Here is a 15,173-nt window from a genome sequence, read left to right on the forward strand (position 1 = left end):
GGCGTGGCGAGTACGTCGGGTGGGCGGCAGCCTACGGTCCGCGCGCGTAGCCCGACAGGAGGAACGGGTTACGGGCCGGTTGCCGCCCGACGACGGGGGAGGGGGCGCGCGGCGGCTCCGCCGTAGGCTCACCCCATGAGCGACATGGTGAACGAGACAGCCGGCGAGCGCCGGATCGAGGTGCTGGAGGAACTCGCGCCCCAGACGGCGCAGGCCGTGCTCGACCTGGTGGAGGAGGCGGCCCGTACGGACGGCCAGCCCGCCGTCTCCGAGCAGGGGCGGCTGCATCTGCGCGGCCGCCGCGACGGAGTGCGCCACCTGCTGCTGTGGGCCCAGGACGGGGAGCTCGTCGGGTACGGGCAGCTGGAGGACGCGGACCCGGTGGAGGCCCCGGCGGCGGAGCTGGTGGTGCGCCCCGGGCGGCGGGGGAGGGGCCACGGCCGGGCCCTGGGGAACGCGCTGCTGCGGGAGTCCGGCAAGCGGCTGCGGGTGTGGGCGCACGGCGGCCACCCGGCGGCCCGGCACCTCGCGCAGGTGCTGGGGCTCTCCCTCTTCCGCGAGCTGCGGCAGCTGCGGCGGCCGCTGAAGGACCTGGAGCTGGGCGAGCCCGTCCTGCCCGCCGGGGTGTCCGTACGGACCTTCCGGCCCGGCGAGGACGACGCGGCGTGGCTGGCGGTGAACGCGTCGGCCTTCGCGCACCACCCCGAGCAGGGCGCGCTGACGCAGCGGGACCTGGACGACCGCAAGGCGGCGGGCTGGTTCGATCCGAAGGGGTTCTTCCTCGCGGAGCGGGACGGGCAGATCGTCGGCTTCCACTGGACGAAGGTGCACGCGGCCGAGGGGCTCGGCGAGGTGTACGTGCTCGGGGTGCGGCCGGGCGCGCAGGGCGGCGGGCTCGGCAAGGCGCTGACCGCGATCGGGCTGCGCCACCTGGCGGCCGAGGGGCTGCCGACGGCGATGCTCTACGTCGACGCGGACAACGTGCCGGCGGTCACGGTCTACGAGGGGCTCGGGTTCGTGACGCACGAGACGGATCTGATGTACCGGACGGAGACCTGAGCGCCCCGGATGCCTCCGGTCGGCCTCCGTCCGTTTGACACCGGGCCGTGCCACACATCACCCTTTCACTAGGCAAATAGTGGAAGGGTGATGTGCGTGGTCGAGTTCCGCATCGACCGGCGAAGCGGAGTCGCCACCTATCTGCAGATCGTCCAGCAGACCAAGCAGGCGCTGCGGCTCGGGCTGCTCGCCCCCGGCGACAAGCTGCCCACCGCCAAAGAGGTCGTCGCGGCCACCGCCATCAACCCCAACACCGTCCTCAAGGCGTACCGGGAACTGGACCGCGAGGGCCTGGTGGAGGCCCGCCCGGGGCTGGGGACCTTCGTGCGCCGCTCGCTCGCCCGGCCGGGCGCCGCCGCCGACTCGCCGCTCCGCGCCGAACTGGCCGGCTGGATGGACCGCGCCCGCGCCGCCGGGCTCGACCGGGAGGACGCGGCCGCGCTGGTCATGTCCGTCCTGGAAGCGGAATTCGACGACGGCGGCCCGTCGCCCGCACCGAACGCAGTGACCGAGGGAACCGGATGACCGACCTGACCTATCAGCCGGACCGGACCGCCGTGGAGGCCGTCGGGCTGGGCAGCAAGCACTGGCGCGGCTGGGCCCTGCGCGACTGCACCTTCCGGATCCCCACCGGCCGCGTCTGCGCGCTCGTCGGCCCCAACGGCGCGGGCAAGTCCACCCTGCTCGCGCTGGCCGCCGGACTGCGGCGGCCGACCGAGGGCCGCATCGAGCTCTTCGGCCGCCGGCCCGCCGACCCCGCCCTGCGGCCCCGCGTCGGCTACCTCGGCCAGGACAAGCCCCTGTACCCGTACCTGACCGTCCGCGAGACGCTGCGAGTGGGCCGCGAGCTGAATCCGGACCGCTGGGACCAGGCCACGGCGGAGCGCGTACTGGGCGAGGGGCGCGTGCCGTTCGGCCGCCGGGTGGCCGCCCTCTCCGGCGGCCAGCGGACCCGCGTCGCCCTCGCCCTCGTCTTCGCCAAGCGCCCCGAGATCCTGCTGCTGGACGAGCCGATGAGCGACCTCGACCCGCTCGTGCAGCACGAGATGACGGCCGCCCTGATGACCGAGGCCGCCGAGCACGCCACCACCGTCCTGATGTCCTCGCACGTCCTCGCCTCCCTCGACGGGATCTGCGACTACCTGCTGCTGGTGGCCGGCGGCCGGGTGCGGCTCGCGGGCGAGGTGGAGGACCTGCTCGCCGCGCACTCGCTGGTCGTCGGCCGCAAGGACGGGAGCGCGCACCGGCCGGAGCTGGCGCCGCACACCGTCATCGAGTCGCGCACCACCGGCCGCCAGCTCACCGCGCTCGTACGGTCCGAGGGCCCGGTCACCGGCCCCTGGGAAGCCGTCGAACCGTCCCTGGAGGAGCTGCTCCTCGGCTATCTGCGCTCGCCCGCCGCCCCCTGCCTGTTCACCCCCAGCGCCGAGCCGCGCGCCCGGAAGGCGGCGGCATGACGGCGACTGCGACGACCGGGCGCACGCCGCGCACCGCCTCGGACCCGCACCGTTCGCCGGTGCACGGGGTCACCTGGCTGGTGCTGCGCCAGCACCGGCTCACCCTGTGGATATCGGCGGTCGTCTTCCTCGCGCTCGTCATCGAACTCGTGTGGCTGCGCACCGCCATGACGGATTACATCCGTACGACCCTGCGGCACTGCGCCGACGCCGGCGCGCACACCGACTGCGCCACCGAGGCCATGGGGGTCGAGACGGACTACGGCGAGCTGCTCAGGGCGACCGGGCTGTTCGTCGGGCTCCTGCCGCTGCTGTTCGGCCTGTTCGTGGCCGGGCCGGTGATCGCCCGCGAGCTGGAGAGCGGCACGTACCAGCTGGCCTGGACGCAGTCCGTCACCCCGATGCGCTGGTTCGCGGCCAAGCTCGCGCTGCCCGCCGTCCTCGCGGTCTCGGGCCTCACGGCGCTCAGCGCGCTGCACACCTGGGCCTGGTGGCCGGTCCAGGACCTGCTGCCCGGCCAGAGCTGGTACCAGGGCTTCGACAAGCTCGGCGTCGCGCCCGTGGCGTACGCCCTGCTCGGCGTCGCCGTCGGCGCGACAGCCGGGCTGCTGATCAAGCGCACGCTCGTCTCGATGGCCGTGACGCTGGTCGTCTTCGAGGTGCTGACCTGGGCGTTCGCGGCGCTGCGGCCGTATCTGGCGGGGTCCCGCACGAAGGTCGGCAAGGACTTCCCGACCCTGAACAGCATGGACTGGGGGTGGCGGCAGGGGTACGTCACCGCGACCGGCGGCCACCTGCCCGAGGAGGCGTGCCCGGTCCGCTCGACCGTGCAGCAGGAGTGCCTCACCGATCACCACGTGGTCGGCGGGTTCAGCGATTACCACCCCGCCTCGCAGTTCTGGACGCTCCAATGGACGCAGGCGGCGCTGGTCGTCGTCCTCGCCGCGGCGCTCGTGTGGTTCACGGTGGGCTGGATGCGGCGCGGCAACCGCTGAGGGCTGTATCCCCGGCATCCTCCGCGGCGTCCAGCGCGACGTCCCCGCGGCGCCGTCGACGCCGCGGGGTAGCGTCCCGATTTCCTAAGCGCCATGTGCGCGTTACCGGCGATTCAATTGCGGTTGCGAGCATCGCTGAATGCAGCCCGCTGTGCCCGATCCCCCCGACCGCAGGCTCCGCGCCGCCCACGAGCCGCTTTCCGACGCGCCCGTGGTACCGCTCGCGCGGAACAATGGCCACATGCTGCATTCTCCGCAGGAGCGTCCGTCGGACCCCCGGAAGACCGCACGGAACCAGGCCCCGGCCGACCCGCCGCCGCAGCCCTCGGTCGGCTCCATAGCGGCGCACCGCCCGCACGCCGTGGGCGCGCCCGCCGTCCGGGAGCTGGAACCCGACCTGGACGCGGACCCCGACGCGTACGACGAGGACGCCTCCCGGCGGGCGGACGGCGAGGACCTGCCGCAGGGCCGCTTCCTGGACCGGGAGCGCAGTTGGCTCGCGTTCAACGAACGGGTGCTGGAACTCGCCGAGGACCCGGCGACGCCGCTCCTCGAACGGGCTAATTTCCTGGCCATCTTCGCGAGCAACCTCGACGAGTTCTTCATGGTCCGGGTCGCCGGCCTGAAGCGGCGCATCGCGACCGGCGTGGCGACCCGCTCGGCGTCCGGGCTCCAGCCCCGCGAGGTGCTGGACCTGATCTGGACCCGGTCGCGGGAGCTCATGGCCCGGCACGCGGCCTGCTACCAGCAGGACGTCGCCCCCGAACTGGCCGAGGCGGGTATCCACCTGATCCGCTGGCCCGAGCTGACGGAGAAGGAGCAGAACCGCCTCTTCACGCTCTTCCGGCAGCAGATCTTCCCCGTGCTCACCCCGCTCGCCGTGGACCCCGCGCACCCCTTCCCGTACATCTCGGGGCTCTCGCTCAACCTCGCCGTCGTCGTGCGGAACCCGGTCAGCGGACATGACCACTTCGCACGTGTGAAGGTTCCGCCGCTGCTGAACCGCTTCCTGGAGGCGTCGCCGCAGCGGTACGTGCCGCTTGAGGACGTCATCGCGGCCCACCTGGAGGACCTCTTCCCCGGCATGGAGGTGCTCGCGCACCACATGTTCCGGGTCACCCGCAACGAGGACCTGGAGGTCGAGGAGGACGACGCCGAGAACCTCCTCCAGGCGCTGGAGAAGGAGCTCATGCGGCGCCGCTTCGGGCCGCCGGTGCGCCTGGAGGTCGAGGAGTCCATCGACCCGTACGTGCTCGACCTGCTGGTCCGCGAGCTCAAGGTGAGCGACGCCGAGGTCTACCCGCTGCCCGGCCCGCTGGACCTCACCGGGCTGTTCGGGGTCGCGGCGCTGGACCGGCCGGAGCTGAAGTACCCCAAGTTCGTGGCGGGCACCCACCGGGACCTCGCCGAGGTGGAGTCCGCGTCCGCCCCCGACGTCTTCGCCGCGCTGAGGGAACGGGACGTGCTGCTGCACCACCCGTACGACTCGTTCTCCACCTCGGTCCAGGCGTTCCTGGAGCAGGCGGCGGCCGACCCGGCCGTGCTGGCCATCAAGCAGACCCTGTACCGGACCTCGGGCGACTCGCCGATCGTGGACGCGCTGATCGACGCCGCCGAGTCCGGCAAGCAGGTGCTGGTCCTGGTGGAGATCAAGGCGCGCTTCGACGAGCAGGCCAACATCAAGTGGGCGCGGAAGCTGGAGGAGGCCGGCTGCCATGTCGTCTACGGGCTGGTGGGGCTCAAGACGCACTGCAAGCTCTCCCTCGTGGTGCGCCAGGAGGGCGACACGCTGCGCCGCTACTCCCATGTGGGGACCGGCAATTACCACCCGAAGACCGCGCGGCTGTACGAGGACCTCGGGCTGCTGACCGCCGACGCGCAGGTGGGCGCGGACCTCTCGGACCTCTTCAACCGGCTGTCCGGGTACTCCCGGCGGGAGAACTACCGGCGGCTGCTGGTCGCCCCGACGTCGCTGCGCGACGGCCTGCTCTCGCGGATCGCCAAGGAGGTCGCGGGCCACCGCGAGGGGCGGCCCGCGTACATCCGCATCAAGGTCAACTCGATGGTGGACGAGGCCGTCATCGACGCGCTGTACCGGGCGTCCATGGCCGGCGTGCCGGTCGACGTGTGGGTGCGCGGCATCTGCGCGCTGCGGCCGGGCGTAGCCGGGCTGAGCGAGAACATCCGGGTGCGCAGCGTGCTCGGCCGCTTCCTCGAACACTCACGGGTGTTCGCCTTCGGGAACGGCGGCGAGCCCGAAGTCTGGCTCGGCAGCGCCGACATGATGCACCGCAACCTCGACCGGCGCATCGAGGCGCTGGTACGGGTCGCCGACCCGGCCCACCGCGCCGCGCTGAACCGGCTGCTGGAGTCGGGCCTGTCCGACTCCACCGCCTCCTGGCACCTCGGCCCGGACGGCGGCTGGACGCGGCACGCCACGGACGGGGACGGCCGGCCGCTGCGGAACGTGCAGGAGATGCTCATAGACGCCCGGAGGCGCCGGCGTGGCTCATCAGCGACCCCATGACCGGCCGGCGCCGACCGCCACGACCGCTCCGGCGATCCCGGCCGCCGCTCCGGCGACTCCGGCCGCTCCGACCGCTTGCGCCGCGGGGCCGCGGGGGTCGGCCGATGTGCCCGCGCCGCGCCGTGCGGACCGCTACGAAGACAGCCTCCGGGGCCTCCGGGGGGAGGACATGATGACGAACGACGCGGCAGGGACGGCATCCGCTCCTCCGATGACCGCCGGACCGTCCGGACCGTCCGGCCCGACGGCCGCCGACGTGCTCTCCCGCTACCTCAACGCGCGGTCCGCGGACTTCCTGCGCAGCCTGCGGCTCCACGCGGAGAGCGGCGCCGACGCGGACGACGCCGTCGAGGCCGCCCGGCTGCTGCGCCGCTCCGCGCGGCGGATCAGCGGGGCGCTGTACGTCTACCGCCCGCTGACGGACACCGACTGGTCGGACCAGCTCCGCGCGGAACTCGCCTGGCTGTCGGGCACGCTGGCGCGCGAGCACGCGTACGCGGCGCGGCTGACGCGCCTGCGGGGCGCGCTGCACCGCCTCTCCGGGGCGGCCGACCGGCCGCAGCAGGCGGGAGCGGAGCGGGGCCGGGCGCGGGCGGAGGGCGAGCGCCCGGCGAGCGCGCTGACGGTGGGCGCGGCGCGCGCCGGGGCGCTGCTGGAGCGGCAGTTGACGCTGGCGCGGACTCGCGCGCACTCGGCGGCGCTCCAGTCGATGGGGTCCTCGCGCTTCCACGCGGTGGCCGACGCGGTCGCCGTACTCGCCTCCGAAGCGCCGCTGGACCCCGCCGCCGAGGACCTGCTGGCCCACCAGGCGCTGCCGCGGCTGGCCGGGCACACGCACCAGCGGCTCATCGAGGCGGTGCAGGCGCTGCCGCTGGGCCTGGCCGGACATCCGTACAACGCCGAGGCGCTCGTACACGGCCTGGCCGCCGCCGAGACCGCCGACGCGCCGCCGGCCGCGGAGCGCCAGGACGCGCCCTGGCACCACGTACGGCAGCTCGTACGGCTGCGCCGGTACGCGCAGGAAGTGCTGGACCTGCCGGGCCTGGGCGCACCGGGTTTCCCGGACGAGGAAGGGGAACCCGGCTTCGCGGCGCGGCTCCTGGGGGCGAGCCAGGCCCTCGACCGCCACCGCGACGCCGCCGAAGCCGCCGCCGCGGCGGCCTCCGCCGCCCGTACGCCCCGCATCGCCCCGGCCACCGCGTACGCTCTCGGCGTGCTCCACGCCGATCAACGGCACGAGGTGGAGGCGGCGCGGTTCTCCTTCGGGCGGATCTGGCAGCGGCTGACGGCGGCGCCGGCGAAGACGGCGCCGTGACGCGGACGGGCGCTCGGGCGCCGTACGGCCGGAGGATACGAGCGATGGGCGGAGCGACGGAATGACCATGGTGGACGGGACCATCCGCGCGGCGGGCTGCGTACTGTGGCGGCGCGGTCCGGTCGACGGGCGGCTGGAGATCGCCCTCGTACACCGCCCCAAGTACGACGACTGGTCCCACCCCAAGGGCAAGCTGAAGCGCGGCGAGGACGCCCTGACCGGCGCGAAGCGCGAGGTCCTGGAAGAGACCGGCATGCACTGCGCGCCGGGCCCGGTCCTCCCCACCGCCCACTACATGGCGGGCGCGCGGCCCAAGGAGGTCCGCTACTGGGCGGCGGAGGCGACGGAGGGCTCCTTCGAGCCCAACCGGGAAGTGGACCGCCTGCTGTGGCTGCCGCCCGCCGCGGCGCGCGCCCGCCTGACGCAGGACCGCGACCGCCCCTTGGTCGACGCACTGCTGGCGGCCCTGCATCTGGCGTGACGCGGCCCGCCTGAGTTGATCAGGTGTGCGGGGCGACCGGGCGCGCCCTGATGGCGAAGGCGGCCAGGGCCATCATCAGCGCGCCGAAGACGGCGGCGCAGGCGTACACCGTGAAGCCCGCGCCGGCGTTGCCCGCGGCGAGGAGCTCGCCGCCGACCCACGGCCCGAAGACGGCCCCGAAGCGGCCCATGCCGGCGACCCAGCCGAGGGCGGTGGGCCGGTCCTCGTCGCCATGGTGGGCGCCCACCGTCGCGTAGACCATGGCCTGGGCGGAGAAGAGCAGCAGGCCCGCGAGGAAGACCACCGCGTACAGGACGCCGACCGGCATCCTGACGCCCATGAGGTAGACGAAGACCGCGGTCAGGACGAACCAGGCGATGACGACGGCGCGCGGGCCGATCCTGTCGGCCGTGCGGCCGGCGATGAGCATGCCGCAGATGCCTCCGACGTTCAGGAACGTCGAGAACAGGAGCGAGTCGCCGGTGTCGTAGCCGAGATCGACCATGATCTTCGGCAGCCACTGGCCGACCCCGTAGACCAGGAGCAGGCCGGCGAAGGACGTCAGCCAGAAGCACAGGGTGGTGGTCCACCGGCCGCCCCGGAAGAGGTTCTTCAGCGCGGCCAGCTTGTCCGTGCCGCTCTCCTTCGCCTCGGGCAGGTCGGTGCCGAAGTCGGCGGCGAGCGCCTCGGCCTCGGCGCGGCGGCCGCGGGTGAGCAGGTTGGCCGGCGACTCGGGCAGCGCCTTGAGGGCGACCGGCAGCAGGACCAGGGCCGGGATCGCGGAGGCGATGAAGGCCGAGCGCCACCCGAAGTCCTCGACGAGCCACAGCGCGAGGAGCGGGGCCAGGGCGCCGCCGGTCTGGTGCGCGGTCATGATGACGCCGGTGGCGAGGGCGCGGCGGCCTCGGGAGGCGAACTCCATGCCGTACGAGATGGCGATCGGCAGCAGCGCGCCGAGCCCGAAGCCGCATACGAGGCGGAAGAACCCGAACTGGCCGGAGGTCTGGGACCAGCCCGTGCCCAGCGTGGCGAGGGTGAAGAGCGCGACGCTGGAGAAGACGGTGTTGCGGCGGCCGATCCAGTTCGACGCCATGCCGGAGAGGATCGTGCCGATCAGCATGCCGAAGGTGGAGTAGCTGCCGATGGCGCCCGCGGTGGCGGCGGTGAGCCCGAGGCTCTTGCCGCCGAGCATCTTCGGGAGCACGGAACCGTAGATGAACGTGTCGATGCCGTCGAGGAGGACGAGCCCCCAGCACAGGGCGATGACGGCGGTACGGCTTCTGCGGGCGGCCGGTAACGCGCTTGCCTGGGCGAGCGGGGAGGCGGCGGAGGAGGACGTCATTGTTCCCTCTCGTGCGGGACAGCAGGGCGGGGCCCCGCCCCTGGCTGCAAGGGCGGTGGGGAAGTCGGGGCGGTGGGGCAGTCGGACCGGCCGGACGGGCCGGACCGGGGCGGTCAGGCCTGGGCGGGAGGCGTGCCGTGGGTATGGAACGACGCGATGGTCCGCAGCCCCCATGCCTGGCCCTTCGCGCGCTCCTCCTCGGTCCAGGTGACCAGCGGCCAGTCGGGGGCGAGCACGAGGCGGCTGAGCGGGTTGCACAGCTCGACGCGGTTGCCGCCCGGCTCGTAGACGTACAGGAAGAACGTCTGCTGGATGGCGTGCTTGTGCGGGCCCGTCTCGATGAAGACACCGGTGTCGATGGCGAGGTCGGCGGCGCGCAGGATGTCCTCGCGGGTGTCGGTCGCGAAGGCGATGTGGTGCAGGCGGCCCTCGCTGCCGGTCCAGTCCTCGGTGTAGACGACGTCGTACGACTTGTCGGTGAAGGTGAGCCAACGGGCCCCGATCTCGCCGGAGTCGAGCTGGATCTGCTCGGTGGGGCGGGCGCCCAGGACGTGCTGCTGGAACTCGGCGTTGGCCAGTACGTCGGCGGCCAGGAAGTTGACGTGGTCCAGGCGCCGCACCCCCACCCCCCTGTTGGGCTTGGCCTGCGGCTGGTTCTTCAGGGCGGGCCGGAGGCCGCCGGGGGCCGTGTAGTGCTCGCTCTCCCAGTACAGGGCGTGTTCGTGGCCGTCGGGGTCGGTGGTGACGTACAGCTTGCCGAGACCGGGCTCGTCCTCGGTCCAGTGCCCGGTGCCGCCCGCGTCCTCGACGGCCCGCACGCGGCGCCGGAGCGCCTCCTCGCTGGAGACGCGCAGGGCGAGCCGGCCGGGGCCGGGCCGGTCGCGGGCGGTGAGGACCAGGCTGTGGTGCTCGTAGTCGTCGAAGGTGCGCAGGTACACGGTGTCGCCGCGCTGTCCGTTGACCGTCAGGCCGAGGAAGTCGGTGAAGAAGACCACGGAGGCGTCCAGGTCCGGGGTGAACAGCTGGGCGTGGCCGATGTGGGCGATGTCGCCGAGGGGCGGGGTCATCCTTGGCCTCCTGTGGTGATGGGCGCGGAAAGTGGTGCGGTCTTGGGCAGCGGTGCCGTCTCGGGTGACCGGGGGAAGACGGTGCCGTCGAAGATCTTGCGGGCCGTGCGGACCACGGCGGTGCGGCGGACGCGGGGCGGGCCGTCGGGGGAGGGGGCGGTGGCCGTGAGGCCGCTTTCGGTGTCGGCGTCGCTGTCGCTGTTGCTGTCGATATCGGCGTCGGCGTCGGTGTCGATGCCGGTGTCGATGTCGATGTCGGTGAACCCTGTGGGGTGCTCGATGCGGAGCCGCTCGCCCCGCTCCGGGAGCGCCGCGATGCCGTGCGCGACGCTTCCCTCGACCCGCAGCCCCGCGGCCACGCTCGCCGCGCCGAGTACGCCGATCGAGGTGTGGCAGCGGACCGGGATGAAGGTGCGGGCGGTGACCGCGCCGCCGTGGCGGGGCGGGGCGAGCAGGGTGAGCTTGGGCACGGTCGCCGTGGAGACGTCGCCGAGGCCCATCAGCTCGGCCGCCGCGAGCCGGATCTCCCGTAGCCGTTCGGCGAGCGCGCCGTCCGCCTCCAGATCCGCCGGTTCCTCGTAGCCGGTGACTCCGAGGTGCTCGGCGGGGATCAGGACTGTCGGCATGCCGTTGTCGACGCAGGTGACCTCAGTACCGGCGACCGTGTCGCGCACGCGCCCCGTGGGCAGCAACTCGCCGCCTCCCGAAGGGAATTCGAGGACTGTGGCGGCTGCTTTCCCAGGAACGCCGGAGATCTCCGTGCCGCCCGCGTAGTCGACGTGCCCGCCAGGTGTCGGGAAGGTCGCCGTGGCGAGTTCACCGGAGTTCACCATGCGGATGCGTACGGACGTCTCACCGTCGCCGGGGGCGACCAGGCCGCGTTCGACGGAGAACGGGCCGACTCCGGCGAGCAGGTTGCCGCAGTTCTGACGACCCGACACTTCGGCTTTCTCGACCCCGACTTGGAGGAAGAGAAAGTCGACGTCGGCCTCGGGTCCGGTGGATAAGGACACCACGGCGACCTTGCTCGTCAGCGGGTGCGCCCCGCCGAGTCCGTCGATCTGGCGCGGGTCCGGGCTGCCCATGATGCGCAGTAACAGGCTGTCGCGGGCGGCCGGCTCGGCGGGCAGGTCGTCGGCCAGGAAGTACGCGCCCTTGGACGTGCCGCCGCGCATCAGCATGCAGCGCACCCCCGCGGCCCCGTTCATGAACCCCCCTCCGCCATTTGTCCTTGGTGCTCCTCGTACGTCCGGTACTGGACGCCGAGCCGTTGAAGCGTGTCCCTCAGCCCGTAGCGGTCGAGGCCGAGTTGCCCCTCCAGGAAGGCGGCGCGGGCTCCGGCCTCCTTCTGTTCGCGGGCCCTGGACGCCTCGGCGGTCCGCCGGGCGTGCCGGCGTTCGACGACCACGACGCCGTCGTCGTCGGCGACGATCACGTCACCGGGGCGGATCACCTGGCCGCCGATCGCGACGGGCACGTTGACGCTGCCGCCGGTCGCCTTGACCGTGCCCTGCGAGCTGACGGCGGCGGACCAGGCGGGGAAGCCCATCGCCCGCAGTTCGGCGGTGTCCCGGATGCCGGTGTCCATGACGACGCCGCGCACGCCGCGCCGCGCGAGGGCCGTGGCGAACAGCTCACCGAACAGGCCGTCCGTGCACGGTGAGGTGGTGGTGACGACGAGGATGTCGCCCTCGCCGCACTGCTCGACCGCCGCGTGGAGCATGAGGTTGTCGCCGGGCCAGGACAGCACCGTGACGGCGGTGCCCGCGACGCGTACGCCCTGCTGGACCGGGCGCAGATGCGTGCCGAGGAAGCCGGTACGGCCCATCGCCTCGCCGACGGTGGCCGTGCCGTAGCCGGCGAGCGCCTCGACGTCCTCCGCTTCGGCTCTGGGCGGACCGGTGACGATGACGCCGGGCATCAGGCGGACTCCTTGGTTCTGGGCGGACCGGTGACGATGACGCCGGGCATCAGGCGAGCTCCTTCGCGATCTGCGGGTACGGGCGCATGTACGCCTCGGCCATGGTCTTGTGGGCCAGGCCCAGGTTCGGTCCGGCGTTCCGCTTGAGCTGCACCCCTCGGCGTACGGCGAGATCCGTGTAGTAGTCCCAGAGGTGCTGCTGCGCGCCGAGGCACTCCATGGCCTCGCGCTTGGTCTCCCACACCTCGGTGATGTCGAGCAGCACCTCGGGCTTGAAGCCGCTCATCTCGGGCTGGTGCGGCTCGAAGTAGAAGACGGGCGGAGCGCCGATGATGTCGCCCTCGCCGGGGTAGCCGATGGCCTGCGCGAGGACGCGGGCCTCCAGGGCCATGCGGTTGGCGGCGGGGTGGTCGCCGTTGTACGGGTCCGCGACCGGGTGGGTGAGTACGACGTCGGGCTGGGCGGCGCGGTAGACCGCGACGAGCTGATCGGTCAGCTCGGCGGTGGCCACCAGGGGATAGTCGCCCGCGTCGTAGAAGCGGATCTCCGCGCCGAGCGCGGCGGCGGCGCGCTCGGCCTCGTCGCGGCGTAACTCCTTGATCTCGTCGAGCTTCCTGCCCTCGCGCCACGCCTGGGCGGACTCGCCGCGTTCGCCGAAGGTCAGGCACGCGATGGTGACCTTCTCGCCGCGGGCGGCGGCCAGGGCGATGGCGCCGCCCGCCCGCCACACGAAGTCCCCGGCGTGTGCGGTGATGACGAGGGTCGATCGTGGCGGGGCGGTGGCGGGTAGGCCGTTGCCGTGGGTCATGCTGCGTCTCCTTGGTGACAGGTGTGCCCAACCCGCCCCAGGAGCGCGTCAGTCGGCGCGCAGAGCGCCGAGCACGCTGCTGAGGTGGGCCCGAACGGCCGCTTCGGCCGCTTGCGGATCCCTGGCGCGGATCGCCTTGATTACCGCCAGGTGCTCACTCAGGGACTGCTGCGGACGCCCGGGGCGCAGTGCCAACTGAAAGCGATGGCGGACCAGTTGGGCGTTGAGCCGCTCCAGGAGGCCGACGGCCGTGTGCTGGCCGGAGATGTCCCGGATCAGGGCGTGCAGGTCGTGGTTGAGCTCGGAGTAGGTGACCGGGTCGCCGTCGGCGACCGCCTTGGCCATGGCTTCGCCGATGCCGGTCAGCTCGTCGAGCTGCGCGTCGGTGGCGACCTCCGCCGCCTTGGCCGCGCACAGCCCTTCGAGTGCCATCCGGCACTCCGTGATCTCCACGGCCTCCGCGAGGGTGACCACGCGCACCCGCGATCCGCGGTTGCGGATCCGCTCGACCAGCCCCTCGGAGGTGATCTCCAGCAGTGCGGCGCGCATGCTGGCGCGCGTGACGCCGTACTGCTCGGCGAGCTCGTTCTCCATCAGCCGCTGCGCCGGCGCCATTTCGCCCTGCATGATCGCCTTCCGCAACCGCTCCAGCGCGTACTGCTTGGCCTGCTCTCCGGAGCCTGGACGGGCTTCCTTCGGCATGTGCCCTCCCTGAGTGAGTGCCTGTCGACGCTAAATCTAGGCGAACAGAATTGTCAACGATTTTGTTAGCACTTCATGGGCGCAGGGTCGCAGGGCTCCCGTTCGCGGTGGTGGGGGCGAGGAGGGCGAGGGCGGCTGCGGGGCGTCGCCTTGTCGGCAGCCGCCGATGTCCGGACGCAACAAGGCCCTGCTTCCCCGGAGTTCGGGGAAGCAGGGCCCGGCGGTCTCAGTGCATGAGTCGGAGAGCGGTGACGACGAGAGCGTCGGGGGCGGGGGAGACGTAGTAGACGACGAAGACGCCGCCCACGGTGACCTCGCGATAGTCGCGATCCCCCTTGATCGCGGCGGATCCGTGCCCGTACGGATCGGTGCCCAGGGTCTTGGTCATCGCCTGTTCGAAGGCTGCGCGGAACTCCGGGCGCATCGCGCGGCGGGCGGCTTCGGCCGGGTTCGCGTACTGGATCCGGTAACGGCTCACGCCGCCCCCGGGCGAGAGTTGTCCTGCGAGGTGCAGCCGGAGAAGTCGCCGGTCTTCAGGCGGGCGACGATGGCGTCGTCCTCTTCTTCGGCCTCGGCCGGCAGCGCCCATCGGGCGAGCACGCGGTGCAGGTCCTGGGCCGGGGTCCGGCCGATCTCCGCGTCGTACGCTTCGGCGTCCGCTGTGCCCAGGGTGGCGCGGATGCCCTCGATGGTCGCCGGGATCTCCATCGGTTGCCCTCCGACGCGGGTGGTCCACGTCGCTGCCGCGATATCGCTCACGCTCGCCCTCCCTGGTCCTGCTGTCACCGTCACCGTACGCCGCCGCCGGGTGCGAAGCCGTGTGCGAAGCCTTCAATCAGGCGCGCGAGGTGGGGTTTTGGCGGTACTGTGACCGGGTCATCACGCTCCGTGCGTACGTACGGAGCGGCCCCCAGTGGTGCTCCAACACCGGTCTGAGGGCCTTCACCGCGAGTGGAAATCAAGGTCCCACCGAGATGCTTCGGCATGTTATCGCGCCCATCGGGCGCTACGTGAAGGCGTCGCACGACGTCGTCCGTCATTGTCGTCTGAACAGTGACGCCAAGATCCTCCTCATCTACGTACAGGGCCTCCCCGAGTCCGAGACCGCCAAGCCGCTCAGCGAGCACGCGGAGCGGGTCGGGATCAAGGGGCGGGCGTTCCAGAAGGCCAAGCGACTGCTCACCGAGGACGGCTACTTCCACGACTGGCGGGAGCAGGTCGAGCGCGGGCGCTGGATTACGGATCAGGTCTTCTCCAACACCGTTCTGAGCGGCGAGGAGGCGGCCCGGGTGCGGGACGGGGTCCCGCCGAGTGTGCAGTCTCCGACGGTCGGCGGGCCGACCGGTCGGACGGCCGGTGACTATCTCCGTAAGAAGAAGAACGAGGAGAAGAACTCCTCCCACCCACCCACCGTCGCTCCGCTCGAAGAACCGAGCGCCCAGGGGCACCCGGACGGACCAGCCGTCTCGGACGGGTCGGTCGTCTCTGAGGAGCCGGTC

At 72.6% G+C, this 15,173-nt stretch carries 15 protein-coding genes and 1 pseudogene; 8 read left to right on the top strand and 8 right to left on the bottom strand.

All coding sequences use genetic code 11. From position 1 onward, the window contains the following. The first annotated feature begins 135 nt into the window (after window positions 1–135). The 7 genes from mshD to AB0I49_RS08990 all read left to right on the top strand — a co-directional run bounded on the left by mshD (window position 136) and on the right by AB0I49_RS08990 (window position 7,834). Window positions 136–1,059, top strand: a complete 924-nt coding sequence (gene mshD, locus AB0I49_RS08960) for a mycothiol synthase (RefSeq protein WP_363226160.1) — start codon at window positions 136–138, stop codon at window positions 1,057–1,059. Between the two features lie 96 nt (window positions 1,060–1,155). After that, window positions 1,156–1,584 carry a GntR family transcriptional regulator gene (locus AB0I49_RS08965; RefSeq protein WP_363226396.1) on the top strand — a complete coding sequence of 143 codons (429 nt, stop codon included), beginning with the start codon at window positions 1,156–1,158 and terminating at the stop codon, window positions 1,582–1,584. Further along, the gene (locus AB0I49_RS08970) at window positions 1,581–2,516 is read left to right on the top strand and encodes an ABC transporter ATP-binding protein (protein ID WP_363226161.1); all 936 of its coding nucleotides are present in this window, start codon (window positions 1,581–1,583) and stop codon (window positions 2,514–2,516) included. Before AB0I49_RS08965 ends, AB0I49_RS08970 begins: the two co-directional genes overlap by 4 nt. Beyond that, entirely contained in the window at window positions 2,513–3,511 is a 999-nt protein-coding gene (locus AB0I49_RS08975; RefSeq protein WP_363226162.1) for an ABC transporter permease, read from the top strand. The genes AB0I49_RS08970 and AB0I49_RS08975 overlap by 4 nt, the downstream gene beginning before the upstream one ends. A gap of 139 nt (window positions 3,512–3,650) precedes the next feature. Further along, complete coding sequence (locus AB0I49_RS08980; protein WP_363226163.1) at window positions 3,651–6,038, top strand: RNA degradosome polyphosphate kinase; 2,388 nt, start codon at window positions 3,651–3,653, stop codon at window positions 6,036–6,038. 211 nt (window positions 6,039–6,249) lie between these two features. Continuing rightward, complete coding sequence (locus AB0I49_RS08985; RefSeq protein ID WP_363226164.1) at window positions 6,250–7,353, top strand: CHAD domain-containing protein; 1,104 nt, start codon at window positions 6,250–6,252, stop codon at window positions 7,351–7,353. A gap of 61 nt (window positions 7,354–7,414) precedes the next feature. After that, a complete protein-coding gene (locus AB0I49_RS08990; RefSeq protein WP_363226165.1) occupies window positions 7,415–7,834 on the top strand; it encodes an NUDIX hydrolase in 420 nt (139 codons plus the stop codon). Between the two features lie 19 nt (window positions 7,835–7,853). Here the strand turns inward: AB0I49_RS08990 and AB0I49_RS08995 are convergent, their stop codons facing one another. The 8 genes from AB0I49_RS08995 to AB0I49_RS09030 all read right to left on the bottom strand — a co-directional run bounded on the left by AB0I49_RS08995 (window position 7,854) and on the right by AB0I49_RS09030 (window position 14,433). Next, window positions 7,854–9,176 carry an MFS transporter gene (locus AB0I49_RS08995; RefSeq protein WP_363226166.1) on the bottom strand — a complete coding sequence of 441 codons (1,323 nt, stop codon included), beginning with the start codon at window positions 9,174–9,176 and terminating at the stop codon, window positions 7,854–7,856. Window positions 9,177–9,289: 113 nt separating this feature from the next. Next, the gene (locus tag AB0I49_RS09000; RefSeq protein WP_363226167.1) at window positions 9,290–10,243 is read right to left on the bottom strand and encodes a VOC family protein; all 954 of its coding nucleotides are present in this window, start codon (window positions 10,241–10,243) and stop codon (window positions 9,290–9,292) included. Then, complete coding sequence (locus AB0I49_RS09005) at window positions 10,240–11,451, bottom strand: 4-oxalomesaconate tautomerase (protein ID WP_363226168.1); 1,212 nt, start codon at window positions 11,449–11,451, stop codon at window positions 10,240–10,242. The genes AB0I49_RS09000 and AB0I49_RS09005 overlap by 4 nt, the downstream gene beginning before the upstream one ends. Further along, window positions 11,448–12,164: a 4-carboxy-4-hydroxy-2-oxoadipate aldolase/oxaloacetate decarboxylase gene (locus tag AB0I49_RS09010; RefSeq protein ID WP_363226169.1), complete on the bottom strand. Its 717-nt coding sequence runs from the start codon at window positions 12,162–12,164 to the stop codon at window positions 11,448–11,450. The genes AB0I49_RS09005 and AB0I49_RS09010 overlap by 4 nt, the downstream gene beginning before the upstream one ends. A 49-nt stretch (window positions 12,165–12,213) precedes the next feature. Continuing rightward, complete coding sequence (locus tag AB0I49_RS09015) at window positions 12,214–12,972, bottom strand: PIG-L deacetylase family protein (protein WP_363226170.1); 759 nt, start codon at window positions 12,970–12,972, stop codon at window positions 12,214–12,216. Window positions 12,973–13,020: 48 nt separating this feature from the next. Then, entirely contained in the window at window positions 13,021–13,674 is a 654-nt protein-coding gene (locus AB0I49_RS09020) for a GntR family transcriptional regulator (RefSeq protein ID WP_363226171.1), read from the bottom strand. A gap of 226 nt (window positions 13,675–13,900) precedes the next feature. Then, window positions 13,901–14,152: a hypothetical protein gene (locus AB0I49_RS09025; RefSeq protein ID WP_363226172.1), complete on the bottom strand. Its 252-nt coding sequence runs from the start codon at window positions 14,150–14,152 to the stop codon at window positions 13,901–13,903. Beyond that, window positions 14,149–14,433: a hypothetical protein gene (locus AB0I49_RS09030; protein WP_363226173.1), complete on the bottom strand. Its 285-nt coding sequence runs from the start codon at window positions 14,431–14,433 to the stop codon at window positions 14,149–14,151. The genes AB0I49_RS09025 and AB0I49_RS09030 overlap by 4 nt, the downstream gene beginning before the upstream one ends. Window positions 14,434–14,648: 215 nt before the next feature. Between AB0I49_RS09030 and AB0I49_RS09035 the strand changes: the two are divergent. Beyond that, window positions 14,649–15,173 (top strand): annotated as a pseudogene (locus AB0I49_RS09035) (hypothetical protein); the annotation flags it as partial.

Origin of the sequence: Streptomyces sp. NPDC050617 (genome assembly GCF_040654795.1) — a bacterium.
In the GTDB taxonomy this organism is placed as follows: domain Bacteria; phylum Actinomycetota; class Actinomycetes; order Streptomycetales; family Streptomycetaceae; genus Streptomyces.